The following is a 16,575-nucleotide window of genomic DNA, read 5'->3' on the forward strand; positions in this document are numbered from 1 at the left end:
CGTGATTAGCCTGATGAGGAGATAACCTGAAAGTCCGACTGCCTGGGCTTCCAGTTACCAGCTGATCTCGCGACCAGTGGTGCTAATAATAACAATTCTCATTATCTAGTCAACAGTTGTTGGAAAAAAACTGGACGGCTTTTTGGCTGGCGCTATGCAGTGAGCGGCAGACGCAGTCGAGTCACTTCCTTGTTGAGCAGATCAATGCGTCGGGCCATGCTTTCTATCAGGCTGTGCGCGATCTTCGGGTTGCTCTGCATCAGCCCGAGAAACTGTTCCTTGGGAATCAGCATGACGGTGCAGGGCGAGGTGGCGATCACAGTGGCGCTGCGTTTCTCCTGGGTAAACACGGCCATTGCGCCGAAAATCTCGTCGCGCTGCACATCACCGACCTTCTGCCCGTCGACGATCGCTTCGGCGTGCCCTTCGATGATGATGAAGACGTTGTCCGCATCGTCTCCCTGGCGGATCAGTTCTTCTCCGGCTGCGAAGTGCTGGAAGCCGGTCGTAGGGTGAATCTCGGGTTGCTTGAGCCGCGCGAGGGCGTCGGACAACAGCGCGGTCTGGCCGATCAGGTACTGGGTGAATAGTTCCTGCCTCCGCTGATCGGCATGAATATGCTGAAACACGGCGCTGCGCGAGTAGGGAATCAGGCGGATGGCTTCGTCACTGCGATAACGACAGATTGGCAGCTCTATGCCCTGGCGCAGGCCAAGCAGGTCTCCCTCCTGCAGATAGAACAAGGGTTTGTCATCCACCACGGCGTGCAGCAAGCCGCTCTCGATGATGAATAGCTGTTGCTTGGGTAGCGCATCCTCCAGGTCATCGGTGCCTTTGACCTCGAGAGCGGATGCGGCGGGCGTCAGGCCTTCCAGCAATTGCGCGGGGATTCCCTGCAAGCGGTTGATCAGCTGGTCGGCGTACGCCGGTTGTTCCCCGAGTAGATACATGACGACAATCCTTGACAGGCGAGCTCGCAGAGATCGAGCAGTGCGCGTAGTCACGATAAAGCTGCCGTTGGTCCGAGTAAATCGCGCCGTGTCGGGGTTGTGAGCTAGCTCTGGTCTCGGTGATCTTGACTTGCCAGATGCTGATTGAGCTCACTCTTGAGCGCTGCGGGCAGCTCCTTCCAATTGACGTCCCGTAGTGCACCCTCGATCGCGTAGAGCAGTACTCGCGACGCGCTGAAACCGCGTGCCTTGACCGCCTGATAGGCGCCGACAGCGCCGAGCCGGCGCAGATCCTCCGCAGTATGAATGCCGGAGGCGTGCAGCCATTGGGCGGATGTCTTGCCGAGATTCCTCAGCGTCAGCAGTTCGTCGTGCATGATCGCTCCTATCGGCCCGGATAGCCGGCGAGAACATGAAGCGGCCAGCGAATGCAACGTTGCTGCCCTGGCGCGCCCCACAGTCGTAGCAGTTCGGGCTCCAGCTCTGTCACTGGATCCCATCCGTGGACTTGCTGCCATTGCTTCACCGCAGACCAGGTGCGCAGGTAGCCGAGCAGCTGCGGCAGGGTCCAGTGCACCTCGATAGCGAAGTCCGGGGAATCGATGGTGGCGAAGGGCGCCTGGACGTCGCGATAACCCGCGTCGACGCTGGCACGGCCGGGAGGCCAATAGCCCTTCAGGGTTTCGCCATACAGGCAGTCGATGACGGCGTCGAGCGTCGGCTCGATCCGCAGCAGGCTGTAGCACCAGGCGCAGAACAGGCCGTCGGCGGCAAGCACGCGTTTTGCTTCGGAAAAAAAGGCGGGCGTTGCGAACCAGTGCAGCGCCTGCGCAACCACCAGCAGGTCGATCACGCCGTCGCGCAGCGGCAGTCGTTCGCCCTGGGCGGCGAAACGCCATGCACCGCTCCAGTCTGCCAGGCCGTTGAGCTGATCGAGGCTGGCGTCGCAAGCGCAAACCATCTCGAAATGGGGCAAGAGCGCGAGCGTTGCCTGGCCGCTGCCGGCGGCGACATCGAGCGCACATCGAGTGTGCTCGCACTGTTGGGCGAGCCAGTCGAACAGGCTGTCAGGATACGTCGGGCGAAATTGGGCGTAATCGTCGGGACGAATCGAGAAAAGCCGGACACTGTCACCCATGGCGACAGTCCATTAGCCCCGATGGCAGAACGCAGTGTGACATGGTCGGCTTCCACAGGCGGACCTGTACCAGTATAGAGGCACCACCGGGTTCTGCCCGCGGTGGTGCTCGTTGCGCTTGAGGCTTAGCTGACGGGCCGGTTTAGAGCCCGGGGAGCCGTTGGCGGATGACGCTGACCAGATTGTCGAGGCTGCCGGCTTCAGGCGTGCGAATTTGCCGGCTGAGCAACTGCTCGCTTTCGCTCAGCGGCTCGCGGGATGCCTGTTGCGCCTTGATCACGGCCATGGTCGCGTCGGACGGGTCGCCCCCTTCGGCCTGACGTTGGGTCAACCATTGCTCGATGACAGCGTCCGGTGCTTCGCAGCTGAGAATCATGAACGGCACGCCGGTCGATTCGGCTACCTGCCAGGCCACTTGACGATACTGTTGCTTGAGATAGGTTGCGTCGATGACCACCGAGAAGCCGGCGTTCAACGCCGCTCCGGCCAGCGAATGCAGCCGCAGGTAGGTGGCTTCGCTGGCTTGTTCGCTGTAGATACCGGCGTCCAGCTGGTCCGCCAGGGGTTCGCTCTGCTCGCCGTGCAACCGCTTGCGCTCGATATCCGAACGCAGCCTGATAGCGCCCAGTGCCTCCACCAGGCGCAGCGCAACCTGGCTCTTGCCAACCGCCGATACGCCGTGGGTGATGGCCAGGAAACGAGACGGGATGGCGCTGTAGCTTTCTGCCAGGTTGGCGTAGCTGCGGTACTGTCGCAGGATCACCCGGCGTTGGACCGGATCCTGCTCCTGATGCAGGCGGAACAGGCTGACCTTGGCACGCACCAGCGCTCTGTAGGCTTTGTACAGGTTGAGCAATTCCAGTGCGGCATAGTCGCCGGTACGTTCCAGCCAGCCGTTGAAGAAACGCCGGGCCTGGCATTTCAAGCCGCGGTCTTCCAGATCCATCGCCAGGAATGCGGCGTCGGAAGCGATATCGATCAGGCGGAAGGGCTCGTTGAACTCGATGCAATCGAACAGGACCACCTTGCCGTCGATGATCGTGGCGTTACCCAGGTGCAGGTCGCCATGGCATTCGCGGATGAAGCCCTGCTGGGCGCGCTGCTGCAACAACGGCTGTAGGCGCGCGATGTTCGTTTCGGTCCAGTCATGCAGCGCGTCGAGTTGCTGCAGATCGGCTTGTTCGCTGAGCAGTGGACGGATCTGTTCGAAATTCTGGCGCATCGGGGCAACGATCGCTTCTGCGCTGTTCAGCGGATGCTCGGCTGCAACCCGGGGCGTGTTCTGGTGGAACCGGGCGATTTGCTTGGCGAGGGCATCGATGTGCGCGTCGGTCAGTTCGCCGCGCGCCTGCACTTCGGCCATCAATTGCGTTTGCGGAAACTCGCGCATTTGCAGCAGGTATTCGATCGGCTCGCCGTCACCGTCGATCACCGGCGCGTCGGGACTGCCGGTGATGGGCACCACACGCAGATACAGGTCCGGCGCCATGCGCTGGTTCAGGCGTAGCTCTTCTTCGCAGAAATGCTTGCGGGAGGCCAGGTCAGTGAAGTTGAGGAAGCCGAAGTCCACGGGCTTCTTGAGCTTGTAGGCGTAGGTGCCGGTCAGGATTACCCAGGAGATATGGGTTTCGATGACCCTGAATCCGTCGACCGGATGGGGATAGAGGGCCGGATTTTGCAACGCGGCAATCAATGCTTGGCTCACGGTCATTCCTTGTAAAGAGTAGGCAGGGTGCGTGACGCAGTGGGATGCAGGTCACAGGCTCGAAAAAGTGCCCCATTATGTCCGCCCGAGCCGGGCCTGCAAACCGCCAAGAGGCCGTCTTCCGGGCAATTCAAAGTGCGTATAATGCGCCGCCATGACTAAAGCACGCTCCTCTCGTTCTCGCTCCAAGCGCCGTTCCGGTGGTTCCCGCCCCTGGCTGGGCTGGATCATCAAGCTATCCATTGTCGCCCTGGTGATACTCGCGGGCGTCGCCATTTATCTCGATGCCGTGGTGCAGGAGAAGTTTTCCGGCAAGCGCTGGACGATTCCCGCTACGGTTTATGCGCGCCCGCTCGAGCTATTCGTCGGGCAGAAGCTGGCCAAGGACGACTTCCTCACCGAGCTCGACGCGCTGGGATATCGCCGCGAGAAGACGGTCAGTGGACCGGGCAGCATGTCGGTGGCCGCCAATGCGGTTGAAATGCATACCCGCGGGTTCCGGTTTTACGAAGGAGCCGAGGAGTCACGGCGTATCCGAGTGCGCTTCTCCGGTGACTTCGTGGCCGGCCTGACACGCGCCGATGGCGGGGAGCTCCCTGTGGCTCGCCTCGAGCCGGTCACAATTGGCGGGCTTTATCCGGCGCACAACGAAGATCGGATCCTGATCAAGCTCGACCAGGCTCCGCCCTATCTGGTCGATACATTGGTGGCGGTCGAAGACCGGGACTTCTTCGATCATTTCGGTGTTTCGCTCAAATCCATCGCGCGCGCCGTTTGGGTCAATCTCACCGCCGGCGAAGTGCGTCAGGGTGGCAGCACGCTGACCCAGCAGTTGGTCAAGAACTTCTACCTGACCAACGAGCGCAGCCTCAGCCGAAAGGCGACCGAGGCAATGATGGCCGTACTGCTGGAACTGCACTACGACAAGAACGAAATTCTCGAGGCCTACCTCAACGAGGTGTTTCTCGGTCAGGATGGAAATCGGGCCATTCATGGCTTCGGTCTGGCGAGTCAGTATTTCTTCGGACGGCCATTGGCCGAGTTGAAGGTGCAACATGTTGCGCTGTTGGTCGGCATGGTGAAGGGACCGACCTATTACAACCCGCGCCGCCATCCGGAGCGGGCGCTGGAGCGTCGTAATCTGGTGCTCGAATTGCTGGAAGAGCAGGGTGTGCTGGACGCCGAGCAAGCTGCGGCGGCCCGCAAGTCGCCGCTCGACATTAGCCCTCAGGGCAGTCTGGCCAACAGTTCGTATCCGGCATTTCTCGACCTGGTCAAGCGCCAACTGCGTGAGGATTACCGTGATGAGGACCTGACGGAAGAAGGTCTGCGGGTGTTCACCAGCTTCGATCCGATCCTGCAGCGCAAAGCCGAAAGCGCCATGACCGAGACGCTGAAACGCCTCGGTAAAGCGGCTGACGGGGTCGAAGGCGCAATGCTAGTGACCAATCCGGAAACCGGTGAGCTGCAAGCGATGCTAGGTAGCCGCCAGCCGAGATTCGCCGGCTTCAATCGAGCGCTGGACGCGTCGCGTCCCATCGGTTCGCTGATAAAGCCGGCCATCTACCTGGCTGCGCTGGAGAAGCCCAGTCAGTACACGCTGACCAGTCGATTGGAAGACCAGCCATTCTCGGTCAAGGGGGCCGACGGCCAGGTCTGGAAGCCGCAGAATTACGGGCGCACCGCTCACGGCACCGTCTATCTCTATCAGGCGCTGGCCAACTCCTACAATCTGTCCACGGCGCGACTGGGGCTTGAGTTGGGTGTGCCTCATGTATTGAAGACGCTCGAACGCCTGGGCGCTTCGCCACAATGGCCGGCGTATCCTTCGATGCTTCTGGGGGCGGGCGCACTGCGGCCCATCGAAGTTGCCGGTATCTACCAGACGCTCGCCAATGGTGGATTCAATACCCCTCTGCGCGCTATTCGTAGTGTTGTGGCCGCTGACGGTGAGCCGCTCAACCGCTATCCGTTCAAGATCGAGCAGCGCTTCGATGCGGGTGCGATCTACCTGACTCAGTACGCCATGCAGCGCGTCATGCGCGAAGGTACCGGGCGCTCGGCCTACAATTACGTACCGAAGTCGCTGACGCTGGCAGGCAAGACCGGAACCACCAACGATTCGCGCGACAGCTGGTTCGCCGGGTTCAGCCAGGATCTGCTGGCGGTGGTCTGGCTGGGGCGCGACGATAACGGCAAGACCTCGCTGACCGGCGCCACCGGCGCCCTGCAGATCTGGGCCGACTTCATGCGTCGTGCTGACCCGCTACCACTGCAGAGCGCGCTTCCGGATAACGTCGAGATGGTCTGGGTGGATCCGCAAACGGGCCAGAGCACCTCGGAGAACTGCCCAGGCGCCATGCAGGTTCCCTACATCCGCGGGAGCGAGCCGGCGCTGGGGTCAGGCTGTGGCGTTCAGGCGCCTGCGGAATCGGTCATGGACTGGGTGCGTGGTTGGCTGCAGTGAACAATGGTAAATGAGTGAATTCTTGATGAGGTTCGAATTGAACAAGCACTGGATGATGGTAGCTGTGGCCGCTCTGCTGCTGCAGGGTTGCGCGACGGTTAAACGAGGCGCGATCCCCGTCGTCGACTCCGGAGCGCCGGTGTCCGAGGAGGTATCGGCGCGGCAGGCCTATCGGACCTCGACCCCGGCAGCACCAGCGGCACGTCCTGCGCCCGAAGATTCTGGCGTGATGGTCATGGTGCCGCAGCAGAACTCCGAGCCGCTGCAAACCTTCGCGGCTCCGGATGCCGGCTTCTCGGGTGCGCCCAGCCCGGCCCCGGAGGCGCCCACGCAATGGCGCGCTCCGCAGCCGACGCCAGCTCCGGCCCCATCGATGCCGACCGGCATACCTTCTAATGGCAATAGCAGCACCCTGTCCGCAGACGAGCGGCTCGATGGGCCCGTACTGGCCCTGCTTACCACGGCCCAGCAGCAGCAAGGCGGCGGTGACCTGAACGGCGCCGCATCCAGCCTCGAGCGCGCCCAGCGAATTGCTCCTCGGGAGCCGCAGGTGCTCTACCGCCTGGCCCAAGTGCGCCTTGCTCAAGGCGATGCCGTTCAGGCCGAGCAGCTTTCCCGCCGAGGCCTGAGCTATGCCAGCGGCCGTCCCGCGTTGCAGGCGAGTCTCTGGGAGCTGATCGCCCAGGCGCGCGAGCGTCAAGGTAACGCGGCAGGCGCCGCACAGGCCCGTGAGCGGGCCAAGGTGGCGATGTGATGGACCCTCGTGTCGCGGAACTGGCCGATCAGCTGCTCTTGATCGAGCGTGAGCTGCGAGTACATGCGCTCTGGGACGCGTTCCCACCGAACCCCCATGCGCTCTCCAGCCAGGAGCCGTTCTGCGTCGACACGTTATCGTTCGAGCAGTGGCTCCAATGGATTTTTCTGCCTCGCATGAAAAGTATCCTGGAGCAGGGCGAGACACTGCCGGCCGTCTCGGGAATCCTGGCGATGGCGGAAGTCGTCTATCAGGGCCGGTCGCAGCAAATGGCCGGCCTGTTGCAGGCGCTGGAAACGTTCGACGTGCTGATCAGTCGCGGCTAGAACCATAGCCGCAGTCGCCGCGCCAGCAGCGCACGGTTGGCTCAGTCGCAGGTGTCGGCGATTTTCTGTTGGGTTTCTTTGATGCGCGCCTGACGCTCTTCTTCATTCAGGCGGCGCACCTCACCTTCCTCTTCCACACGCACCCGCGGATTGTTTTGCAGTTGCGCCAGATTCGTTCGTAGCGTGACGCAGTAGCGCTGCCGTTCTGCTTCCTGTTCGGCGACCTGTTTCTTCACCTTGCGATCGATCTCGTGCTGCTGCGTCTCGCTCGAAGGGTCGGCTGCAGCGGGCTCCGGGGCTACGGGCGTGGGTGCTGGCGTAGCGGTATTGATCGCCTCGACGGACTGGCCCTGCGGCGGCTGCGCACCGAAGTGGGTAACGCCTTGCGCGTCCACCCACTTGTAAATCTGCCCAGCCATGACACTGCTGCTCAATGCGAGCAGCAAGCCGCCCGCAAGAATCGTCAAACGCATGCTATTCCCTTCTGTGGATGCAATACCAAGCCGCTACTATACGCAAAAGCCAGGCACTCCCATTCTGCGCTGGATCACAGCTGAAACAGCTGCAAGCCCAACAGCAGACTTGACTTGACTGAGCCTAATCCGAACAATTCCATGCTTGCTGTTCCGAAGCGCCGCCGCAAGCGTGCCTTTCGGTCAATCATGAGGTGCACACCCGCGCCGACTTGTAACACCCGCAACGCGTTACCTCGCGCTGGGAGGGGCGCCCCGCAACACTTTGGGGCTTCCCTAATACTCGCTAGTTCAGCAGCTGACGTAGTCGGCGACCACCGTCGCTCATGCGCTGTCTGGCAGTAAACCTATTTCTGGCCGGTCCGACGCGGGGCGGCTATCTGGCGTTCTAGAGGTGAACAACGTGGAACTTTTATCCGGCGCTGAAATGGTCGTCCGCTTCTTGCGAGACGAAGGCGTTAAGTACATCTATGGCTATCCGGGCGGCGCCTTGCTGCACATCTACGATGCGCTGTTCAAGGAAAAGGAAGTCACGCACATCCTCGTCCGGCATGAGCAAGCCGCTACCCACATGGCTGACGGTTATGCCCGCGCGACGGGAAAAGCCGGCGTCGTTCTGGTCACTTCGGGGCCAGGCGCTACCAACGCCATCACCGGCATCGCCACCGCTTACATGGATTCGATTCCGATGGTGGTGATTTCCGGCCAGGTCGCCAGCAACATGGTCGGTACCGATGCCTTCCAGGAAACCGACATGATCGGTATTTCCCGCCCCATCGTTAAGCACAGCTTCATGATCAAGCATCCTTCGGAAATCCCCGAAGTGATGAAGAAGGCGTTCTACCTGGCGCAATCCGGTCGCCCTGGGCCGGTGGTTGTGGACATTCCGAAGGACATGACCAACCCTGCCGAGAAGTTCGAGTACGTCTATCCGAAAAAAGCCAAGCTGCGTTCTTATAGCCCGGCCGTTCGTGGACATTCTGGACAGATCCGCAAGGCCGCTGAGCTACTGCTGGCAGCCAAGCGCCCGATCATCTATGCCGGTGGCGGCGTGGTCATGGGAGGCGCGTCTTCACAGCTCACCGAGTTGGCCAAGATGCTCAACCTGCCGGTGACCAACACGTTGATGGGCCTGGGCTGCTATCCAGGCAGCGATCGTCAGTTCGTCGGCATGCTCGGTATGCATGGCAGCTATACCGCGAACCTGGCGATGCATCACTCCGATGTGATTCTGGCGGTCGGCGCGCGCTTCGATGATCGAGTGATCAACGGCGCGACCAAGTTCTGCCCGAATGCAAAGATCATCCATATCGACATCGATCCTGCGTCGATCTCCAAAACCATCAAGGCCGACATTCCGATCGTTGGTCCGGTGGACAGTGTGCTGACCGAAATGGTCGCCATCGTTAAAGAGATTGGTCAGGCGCCGAACGCGGATACCGTTGCCAGCTGGTGGAAGCAGATCGAGGAGTGGCGGGGTAATCGCGGTCTGTTCCCGTACGACAAGGGTGACGGCACCATCATCAAGCCGCAGGCCGTTATCGAAACCCTGTGCGAAGTCACCAAGGGTGAGGCTTACGTGGCCTCCGATGTCGGTCAGCATCAGATGTTCGCGTCTCAGTACTACCGGTTCGACAAGCCCAACCGTTGGTTGAATTCCGGCGGTCTCGGCACCATGGGCTTCGGCTTCCCGGCCGCGATGGGCGCGAAGCTCAACTTCCCCGAGGCCGACGTTGCCTGCGTGACGGGCGAAGGCAGCATCCAGATGAATATCCAGGAGCTGTCGACCTGCCTGCAGTACGACCTTCCGGTGAAGATCATCAACCTCAACAACGGTGCGTTGGGCATGGTTCGCCAATGGCAGGACATGCAATACAACAGCCGCTACTCGCACTCCTACATGGAGTCCCTGCCGGACTTCGTCAAGCTGGTCGAAGCCTATGGGCATGTGGGAATGCGCATCACCGACCTGAAAGATCTCAAGCCGAAGATGGAAGAGGCCTTCGCCATGAAGGATCGACTGGTCTTCCTCGATATTGCCGTCGATACCAGCGAGCACGTCTATCCCATGCAGATCAAAGACGGCGCGATGCGCGACATGTGGCTCAGCAAGACGGAGCGGACCTGATCATGAGACACATCATTTCCCTGCTGATGGAAAACGAACCGGGTGCCCTGTCGCGTGTGGTTGGCCTGTTCTCGCAGCGTAACTACAACATCGAAAGCCTGACCGTTGCGCCGACAGAAGATCCAACCCTGTCGCGCCTGACCTTGACCACCGCTGGCCACGACGAGGTGATCGAACAGATCACCAAAAACCTCAACAAGCTGATCGAGGTAGTCAAGCTGGTGGACCTGTCGGAAAGCGCTCACATCGAGCGCGAGCTGATGCTGATCAAGGTGAAGGCCACCGGCGCGCAGCGTGCCGAGGTCAAGCGCACCACGGACATTTTCCGCGGCCAGATCGTCGACGTGACGGCCAACGTGTACACCATCCAGCTCGCCGGTACGACCGACAAACTGGACAGTTTCATCCAGGCCGTCGGTACCGCATCGATCCTGGAAGTGGTGCGCAGCGGTGTCACCGGAATTTCCCGCGGCGACAAAGTGCTGAGTATTTAAACCAATTTATTGAATGGCCCGACCGGCCAGTAACAGGGGTAATTCCATGAAAGTTTTCTACGATAAAGATTGTGACCTCTCCATCATCCAGGGCAAGAAGGTTGCGATCATCGGCTACGGCTCCCAGGGTCATGCTCACGCCTGCAACCTGAAGGATTCCGGCGTTGACGTCACCGTAGGTCTGCGCGCCGGCTCGCCGTCGGTTGCCAAGGCAGAAGCTCACGGCCTGAAAGTCGATGACGTTGCTACCGCTGTTGCGGCTGCCGATCTGGTCATGATCCTCACCCCGGACGAGTTCCAGGGCCGCCTGTACCGTGACGAGATCGAGCCGAACCTGAAGAAGGGCGCAACTCTGGCCTTCGCCCACGGTTTCTCGATCCATTACAACCAGGTCGTGCCGCGTGCTGACCTCGACGTGATCATGATTGCGCCGAAGGCGCCAGGTCACACCGTGCGCTCCGAGTTCGTCAAGGGTGGTGGCATTCCCGACCTGATCGCCATCTACCAGGATGCCTCCGGTAACGCCAAGAATGTTGCGCTGTCCTACGCCTCGGGTGTTGGCGGCGGTCGTACCGGCATCATCGAAACCACCTTCAAGGACGAAACCGAAACCGACCTGTTCGGTGAGCAGGCCGTTCTTTGCGGTGGTTGCGTCGAACTGGTCAAAGCCGGTTTCGAAACCTTGGTCGAAGCTGGCTACGCGCCGGAAATGGCCTATTTCGAGTGTCTGCACGAGCTGAAGCTGATCGTCGACCTGATGTTCGAAGGCGGCATCGCCAACATGAACTACTCGATCTCCAACAACGCCGAGTACGGTGAGTACGTGACTGGCCCTGAGGTCATCAACGCTGAATCTCGTGCTGCAATGCGCAATGCACTCAAGCGCATCCAGGACGGCGAGTACGCCAAGATGTTCATCACCGAAGGCGCTGCCAACTACCCGTCGATGACTGCCTATCGCCGCAACAATGCCGCTCATGGCATCGAAGTGGTCGGTGAAAAGCTGCGTTCCATGATGCCCTGGATCGCTGCCAACAAGATCGTCGATAAGAGCAAGAACTGATCTAGGCTCTGCTGGAATAAAACGCGGCTTCGGCCGCGTTTTTTCGTTAGGTCTGCTGGCTTCTGGTATAAAAAGCGCTGCTGGCGCCTGGCTGAACCCGTGGTGTCAGGGTCTGTCGAAATTATTCACACCTGCAGTAAGGTAAAACTACATGAGTGAGCATCCCGAAGAGCCGAACAAGCCAGTCGAGCCGGAGAGCTTGCTGCCGATCGACGAGCATGTCGAAGAAATTCAGGATTCCGAGGGGCGCAAGGTGCGTCATCGCGGCATCTATCTGCTTCCCAATCTATTCACCACGGCCAATTTGTTCGCCGGTTTCTTCTGCATCATCACGGCGATCAACGGAAACTTCTACGTAGCCGCCGCCACGGTGTTCGTGGCGATGGTGCTCGACAGCCTGGATGGCCGAGTAGCGCGCCTGACCAACACCCAGAGCGCATTCGGTGCCGAGTACGACTCGCTGTCGGACATGGTCGCCTTCGGCCTGGCGCCTGCTGTGCTGGCCTACGAGTGGGCGCTGTCGGGGCTGGGCAATGTCGGGCTTACCGTCGCATTCATTTATGTAGCGTGCGCCGCGCTGCGTCTTGCGCGATTCAATACCCAGATCGGTAAAGTCGATAAGCGCTGGTTTATCGGTCTCGCCAGCCCTGCGGCCGCCGGTGTGGTCGCAGGCTCGGTGTGGGCTGTATGGGCGCTGGATGAACCCGGCATCCGCGGTGTGGATTTGCCTATCGCGGTGGTCATGCTGTTTGCCCTACTGGTGGCATTGGCAGGGTTGCTGATGGTCAGCAACATCAAGTACTACAGTTTCAAAGACCTCGATCTCAAAGGTCGGGTGCCCTTCGTAGCGATCCTGGTGGTAGTGCTGGTCTTCGCAGTCGTATTCAGCGATCCGCCGCGCATCCTGCTGTTGATATTTCTCGCTTATGCGGTGTCCGGGCCTGTGCAGTTCCTGATGCGCCGCCGCAAACGCGTCGAAAGTTGATTTCTCCGGTGATCCGCTGTCTATTGAACGGCCCAGGCCTTAGGCAGCGGAGCACATCATGCTTATCAAGACTCCTCGGCGCAGCGACTGCTGCGAATCGCAGGTAACCCCTGAATCGCTCTATCTGAATCGCCGACAACTGCTGCAGGGCGCTGCGTTATCCGTGGCTGCTGCCGGGTTTCCGTCGCTGGGGTTGGCGGCTGAGGGGCGTTACGAGGGTGTCGACGCCGTCGATGCTCCCGCTTGGTTCGATGCCAAGCTTGGCGACACGAAGTGGCAGGCCACCGTTGTTGAAGGGGAGGCCATCACGCCGTATCGGGATGCCACTCACTACAACAACTTCTATGAATTCGGCCCGGATAAAGGCGATCCCGCTGCCCACGCAACGAAACTCGTGACCGAACCCTGGACTGTCATGGTTGATGGCGAAGTGGCGAAGCCGGGACGCTACTCCGTAGAGGATTTACTTGCGCCGAGCCGGCTCGAAGAGCGCATTTACCGTTTGCGGTGTGTTGAGGCGTGGTCGATGGTGATTCCATGGTTGGGCTTTCCTCTGGCTGAGTTGATTCGCCGCCTCGAGCCCACATCGAAAGCCAAGTTCGTGCGCTTCGAGACCTTGGTACGGCCCGAGCAGATGCCTGGCATGCGTACCGGCTTTTCGCTCATCGATTGGCCCTATGTCGAGGGTCTTCGGATGGACGAAGCGATGCATCCGTTGACGGTGATGGCGGTCGGTATGTATGGCCGCATCCTTCCAAACCAGAACGGTGCACCGCTTCGTTTGGTTGTGCCATGGAAGTATGGGTTCAAGAGCATCAAATCGATCGTGCGCATCAGTTTCGTGGAAGATCAGCCAGCGACCACCTGGCAGACCATGGCCCCTCGAGAGTACGGGTTTTATGCCAACGTCAATCCTGACGTATCCCATCCACGTTGGTCGCAGGCGAAGGAGCGGCGGCTACCCGGCAGCTTGTTCAGCCCTAACGTGAGGGAGACACTGCTATTCAACGGTTACGCCGATGAGGTCTCGAATCTCTATGCCGGAATGGATCTGAGTAAGGAATATTGATGCGCTATCCCTGGTGGCGATTGCTGCTGTTCCTAGCCGCTGCGAGCGTGCCGTGCTACTGGTTGTATCTCGGATCTGTCGCGGAATTGGGGCCGGATCCGGGAAAAGTGCTGGTGGACAATCTGGGGCAGGGTGCGTTGGTTCTGCTGCTAAGCTCGCTCGCTATGACTCCGTTGCAGCGGCTAACCCATTGGCCAGGCTGGGTCGCGTTCCGTCGGCAGCTGGGTTTGTGGTCCTTCGCCTATGCGGCCCTGCACGTCTCGGCCTATCTTTATTTCTTGCTGGGGCTGGATTTCACAGCGCTCGCGGCCGAATTGGTCGATCGGCCCTATATCGCGGTGGGGGCGATTGCTTTGCTGGGGCTGTCGGCGCTAGCTGCGACATCTACGCGATGGAGCATGCGTAAACTGGGTAAAGGTTGGAAAAAGCTGCATCGAATGGTTTATCCCATCCTTCTGATAGTGCTGCTCCACATGTTGTGGGTCGTCCGATCCGATGCTGAGCGGTGGGCGCTTTACGCCATGGTTGCTGCTGTCCTGCTAATGGCACGGGTGCCACTGATAGAAAGAAGGCTTGCTGGGCGCAACGGTGCGAAGCGAGCGTGAACCGTTGATTGAAACAAAACTGCAAAACAACCGTTGACGGGAGAATCATAGCCCCTATAATGCGCACCTTCTCCGGCGCGGGCCTTAGGCTAAATCTCTTGTAAATCAAGAAGTTAGCGAAAATAAGGGCTTGCACGGACGGCAAATTCGAGTAGAATGCGCCGGGCTGACAGGGCGGTGGTTGAGCGCTGTTGGCAGCTTCGGTCGGGTTGATCGGAGGCGGTAAAAGGGGTGGTTGACAGCGGTTTTGAACGCTGTATGATTCGCCTCCCGCTGACGAGAGACGCTAGGTTGATCGGAAGCGCAAGCGGTTGAGAAGAAAGAAAAACTTCTTCAAAAACAGCTTGACGAGAAGCAAGGCTGCTGTAGAATGCGCGGCCTCGGTTGAGACGAAAGACTTGATCGAAACGCTCTTTAACAACTGAATCAAGCAATTCGTGTGGGTGCTTGTGAGGTAAGACTGGTAGTCAGCAAGATTATCAGCATCACAAATACTCAACGAGAAATCATTGAGTGCTCATCTTTTAGGAGATGAGATTGCGATTGCTGAGCCAAGTTTAGGGTTTTCTCAAAACCCAAGCAGTATTGAACTGAAGAGTTTGATCATGGCTCAGATTGAACGCTGGCGGCAGGCCTAACACATGCAAGTCGAGCGGATGAGTGGAGCTTGCTCCATGATTCAGCGGCGGACGGGTGAGTAATGCCTAGGAATCTGCCTGGTAGTGGGGGACAACGTTTCGAAAGGAACGCTAATACCGCATACGTCCTACGGGAGAAAGCAGGGGACCTTCGGGCCTTGCGCTATCAGATGAGCCTAGGTCGGATTAGCTAGTTGGTGAGGTAATGGCTCACCAAGGCGACGATCCGTAACTGGTCTGAGAGGATGATCAGTCACACTGGAACTGAGACACGGTCCAGACTCCTACGGGAGGCAGCAGTGGGGAATATTGGACAATGGGCGAAAGCCTGATCCAGCCATGCCGCGTGTGTGAAGAAGGTCTTCGGATTGTAAAGCACTTTAAGTTGGGAGGAAGGGCAGTAAGTTAATACCTTGCTGTTTTGACGTTACCGACAGAATAAGCACCGGCTAACTTCGTGCCAGCAGCCGCGGTAATACGAAGGGTGCAAGCGTTAATCGGAATTACTGGGCGTAAAGCGCGCGTAGGTGGTTTGTTAAGTTGGATGTGAAAGCCCCGGGCTCAACCTGGGAACTGCATCCAAAACTGGCAAGCTAGAGTATGGCAGAGGGTGGTGGAATTTCCTGTGTAGCGGTGAAATGCGTAGATATAGGAAGGAACACCAGTGGCGAAGGCGACCACCTGGGCTAATACTGACACTGAGGTGCGAAAGCGTGGGGAGCAAACAGGATTAGATACCCTGGTAGTCCACGCCGTAAACGATGTCGACTAGCCGTTGGGATCCTTGAGATCTTAGTGGCGCAGCTAACGCATTAAGTCGACCGCCTGGGGAGTACGGCCGCAAGGTTAAAACTCAAATGAATTGACGGGGGCCCGCACAAGCGGTGGAGCATGTGGTTTAATTCGAAGCAACGCGAAGAACCTTACCAGGCCTTGACATGCAGAGAACTTTCCAGAGATGGATTGGTGCCTTCGGGAACTCTGACACAGGTGCTGCATGGCTGTCGTCAGCTCGTGTCGTGAGATGTTGGGTTAAGTCCCGTAACGAGCGCAACCCTTGTCCTTAGTTACCAGCACGTCATGGTGGGCACTCTAAGGAGACTGCCGGTGACAAACCGGAGGAAGGTGGGGATGACGTCAAGTCATCATGGCCCTTACGGCCTGGGCTACACACGTGCTACAATGGTCGGTACAAAGGGTTGCCAAGCCGCGAGGTGGAGCTAATCCCGTAAAACCGATCGTAGTCCGGATCGCAGTCTGCAACTCGACTGCGTGAAGTCGGAATCGCTAGTAATCGTGAATCAGAATGTCACGGTGAATACGTTCCCGGGCCTTGTACACACCGCCCGTCACACCATGGGAGTGGGTTGCTCCAGAAGTAGCTAGTCTAACCTTCGGGGGGACGGTTACCACGGAGTGATTCATGACTGGGGTGAAGTCGTAACAAGGTAGCCGTAGGGGAACCTGCGGCTGGATCACCTCCTTAATCGAAGACTTCAGCTTCTTCATAAGTTCCCACACGAATTGCTTGATTCACTAGCGAAAAGCGATTGGGTTTCGACCCGAGAGAGACGATTGGGTCTGTAGCTCAGTTGGTTAGAGCGCACCCCTGATAAGGGTGAGGTCGGCAGTTCGAATCTGCCCAGACCCACCAATTGTCATGGGATGTGGCCGATCTGTAGATGGGGCCATAGCTCAGCTGGGAGAGCGCCTGCTTTGCACGCAGGAGGTCAGCGGTTCGATCCCGCTTGGCTCCACCATTAACTCGATAATCGCTGAA

The 16,575-nt window shown here is 59.2% G+C and carries 14 protein-coding genes, 2 tRNA genes and 1 rRNA gene; 12 read left to right on the forward strand and 5 right to left on the reverse strand.

The annotated features are described in order from the left end of the window. Positions 1–152 precede the first annotated feature (152 nt). The 4 genes from KCX70_RS05080 to KCX70_RS05095 all read right to left on the reverse strand — a co-directional run bounded on the left by KCX70_RS05080 (position 153) and on the right by KCX70_RS05095 (position 3,793). Positions 153–950 carry a cyclic nucleotide-binding domain-containing protein gene (locus KCX70_RS05080; RefSeq protein ID WP_212619490.1) on the reverse strand — a complete coding sequence of 266 codons (798 nt, stop codon included), beginning with the start codon at positions 948–950 and terminating at the stop codon, positions 153–155. Between the two features lie 104 nt (positions 951–1,054). Continuing rightward, a complete protein-coding gene (locus KCX70_RS05085) occupies positions 1,055–1,327 on the reverse strand; it encodes a TfoX/Sxy family protein (protein ID WP_021208360.1) in 273 nt (90 codons plus the stop codon). Between the two features lie 8 nt (positions 1,328–1,335). Further along, the gene (locus KCX70_RS05090; protein WP_212619491.1) at positions 1,336–2,088 is read right to left on the reverse strand and encodes a class I SAM-dependent methyltransferase; all 753 of its coding nucleotides are present in this window, start codon (positions 2,086–2,088) and stop codon (positions 1,336–1,338) included. 142 nt (positions 2,089–2,230) lie between these two features. Further along, positions 2,231–3,793 (reverse strand): AAA family ATPase, encoded by a 1,563-nt coding sequence (locus KCX70_RS05095; RefSeq protein ID WP_212619492.1) that lies wholly within the window; start codon positions 3,791–3,793, stop codon positions 2,231–2,233. A 154-nt stretch (positions 3,794–3,947) separates the two neighbouring features. Between KCX70_RS05095 and mrcB the strand changes: the two genes are divergently transcribed. Genes mrcB through KCX70_RS05110 form a run of 3 tightly spaced genes read left to right on the forward strand, consistent with a single transcriptional unit; the run spans position 3,948 to position 7,340 of the window. Then, positions 3,948–6,260, forward strand: a complete 2,313-nt coding sequence (mrcB, locus tag KCX70_RS05100) for a penicillin-binding protein 1B (protein WP_212619493.1) — start codon at positions 3,948–3,950, stop codon at positions 6,258–6,260. 52 nt (positions 6,261–6,312) lie between these two features. Next, the gene (locus tag KCX70_RS05105; protein ID WP_031311047.1) at positions 6,313–7,014 is read left to right on the forward strand and encodes a tetratricopeptide repeat protein; all 702 of its coding nucleotides are present in this window, start codon (positions 6,313–6,315) and stop codon (positions 7,012–7,014) included. Then, entirely contained in the window at positions 7,014–7,340 is a 327-nt protein-coding gene (locus KCX70_RS05110) for a YqcC family protein (RefSeq protein WP_021208355.1), read from the forward strand. Before KCX70_RS05105 ends, KCX70_RS05110 begins: the two co-directional genes overlap by 1 nt. A gap of 41 nt (positions 7,341–7,381) precedes the next feature. Here the strand turns inward: KCX70_RS05110 and KCX70_RS05115 are convergent, their stop codons facing one another. After that, on the reverse strand, positions 7,382–7,813 hold the full coding sequence (locus KCX70_RS05115; RefSeq protein WP_021208354.1) for a DUF4124 domain-containing protein: 432 nt from the start codon (positions 7,811–7,813) through the stop codon (positions 7,382–7,384). Between the two features lie 403 nt (positions 7,814–8,216). Between KCX70_RS05115 and KCX70_RS05120 the strand changes: the two genes are divergently transcribed. The 9 genes from KCX70_RS05120 (at position 8,217) to KCX70_RS05160 (ending at position 16,555) form a co-directional block, all read left to right on the forward strand. Beyond that, complete coding sequence (locus tag KCX70_RS05120) at positions 8,217–9,941, forward strand: acetolactate synthase 3 large subunit (RefSeq protein WP_031311045.1); 1,725 nt, start codon at positions 8,217–8,219, stop codon at positions 9,939–9,941. A gap of 2 nt (positions 9,942–9,943) precedes the next feature. After that, positions 9,944–10,435 (forward strand): acetolactate synthase small subunit, encoded by a 492-nt coding sequence (gene ilvN / locus KCX70_RS05125; protein ID WP_021208352.1) that lies wholly within the window; start codon positions 9,944–9,946, stop codon positions 10,433–10,435. Between the two features lie 46 nt (positions 10,436–10,481). Next, complete coding sequence (ilvC, locus tag KCX70_RS05130) at positions 10,482–11,498, forward strand: ketol-acid reductoisomerase (protein ID WP_021208351.1); 1,017 nt, start codon at positions 10,482–10,484, stop codon at positions 11,496–11,498. Positions 11,499–11,649: 151 nt separating this feature from the next. Further along, entirely contained in the window at positions 11,650–12,483 is an 834-nt protein-coding gene (gene pssA, locus KCX70_RS05135; protein ID WP_021208350.1) for a CDP-diacylglycerol--serine O-phosphatidyltransferase, read from the forward strand. Between the two features lie 58 nt (positions 12,484–12,541). Further along, complete coding sequence (gene msrP / locus KCX70_RS05140) at positions 12,542–13,552, forward strand: protein-methionine-sulfoxide reductase catalytic subunit MsrP (RefSeq protein WP_212619494.1); 1,011 nt, start codon at positions 12,542–12,544, stop codon at positions 13,550–13,552. After that, the gene (gene msrQ, locus KCX70_RS05145) at positions 13,552–14,157 is read left to right on the forward strand and encodes a protein-methionine-sulfoxide reductase heme-binding subunit MsrQ (RefSeq protein ID WP_212619495.1); all 606 of its coding nucleotides are present in this window, start codon (positions 13,552–13,554) and stop codon (positions 14,155–14,157) included. Before msrP ends, msrQ begins: the two co-directional genes overlap by 1 nt. Before the next feature lie 587 nt (positions 14,158–14,744). Further along, a 16S ribosomal RNA gene (locus KCX70_RS05150) occupies positions 14,745–16,281 on the forward strand. Positions 16,282–16,372: 91 nt separating this feature from the next. Further along, a tRNA-Ile gene (locus tag KCX70_RS05155) sits at positions 16,373–16,449 on the forward strand. 30 nt (positions 16,450–16,479) lie between these two features. Then, a tRNA-Ala gene (locus KCX70_RS05160) sits at positions 16,480–16,555 on the forward strand. Positions 16,556–16,575 lie beyond the last annotated feature (20 nt).

Source organism: Stutzerimonas stutzeri (genome assembly GCF_018138085.1).
GTDB classification, from domain to species: Bacteria; Pseudomonadota; Gammaproteobacteria; order Pseudomonadales; family Pseudomonadaceae; genus Stutzerimonas; species Stutzerimonas stutzeri_AI.

What these genes read in the sequence shown, in the direction of transcription:
- msrP (WP_212619494.1), top strand. Translation starts at nt 12,542, where the DNA reads ATGCTTATCAAGACTCCTCGGCGCAGCGACTGCTGCGAATCGCAGGTA.
- KCX70_RS05090 (WP_212619491.1), bottom strand. Translation starts at nt 2,088, where the DNA reads ATGGGTGACAGTGTCCGGCTTTTCTCGATTCGTCCCGACGATTACGCC.
- msrQ (WP_212619495.1), top strand. Translation starts at nt 13,552, where the DNA reads ATGCGCTATCCCTGGTGGCGATTGCTGCTGTTCCTAGCCGCTGCGAGC.
- KCX70_RS05110 (WP_021208355.1), top strand. Translation starts at nt 7,014, where the DNA reads ATGGACCCTCGTGTCGCGGAACTGGCCGATCAGCTGCTCTTGATCGAG.
- KCX70_RS05105 (WP_031311047.1), top strand. Translation starts at nt 6,313, where the DNA reads ATGATGGTAGCTGTGGCCGCTCTGCTGCTGCAGGGTTGCGCGACGGTT.
- KCX70_RS05115 (WP_021208354.1), bottom strand. Translation starts at nt 7,813, where the DNA reads ATGCGTTTGACGATTCTTGCGGGCGGCTTGCTGCTCGCATTGAGCAGC.
- mrcB (WP_212619493.1), top strand. Translation starts at nt 3,948, where the DNA reads ATGACTAAAGCACGCTCCTCTCGTTCTCGCTCCAAGCGCCGTTCCGGT.
- pssA (WP_021208350.1), top strand. Translation starts at nt 11,650, where the DNA reads ATGAGTGAGCATCCCGAAGAGCCGAACAAGCCAGTCGAGCCGGAGAGC.
- ilvC (WP_021208351.1), top strand. Translation starts at nt 10,482, where the DNA reads ATGAAAGTTTTCTACGATAAAGATTGTGACCTCTCCATCATCCAGGGC.
- KCX70_RS05085 (WP_021208360.1), bottom strand. Translation starts at nt 1,327, where the DNA reads ATGCACGACGAACTGCTGACGCTGAGGAATCTCGGCAAGACATCCGCC.
- KCX70_RS05080 (WP_212619490.1), bottom strand. Translation starts at nt 950, where the DNA reads ATGTATCTACTCGGGGAACAACCGGCGTACGCCGACCAGCTGATCAAC.
- ilvN (WP_021208352.1), top strand. Translation starts at nt 9,944, where the DNA reads ATGAGACACATCATTTCCCTGCTGATGGAAAACGAACCGGGTGCCCTG.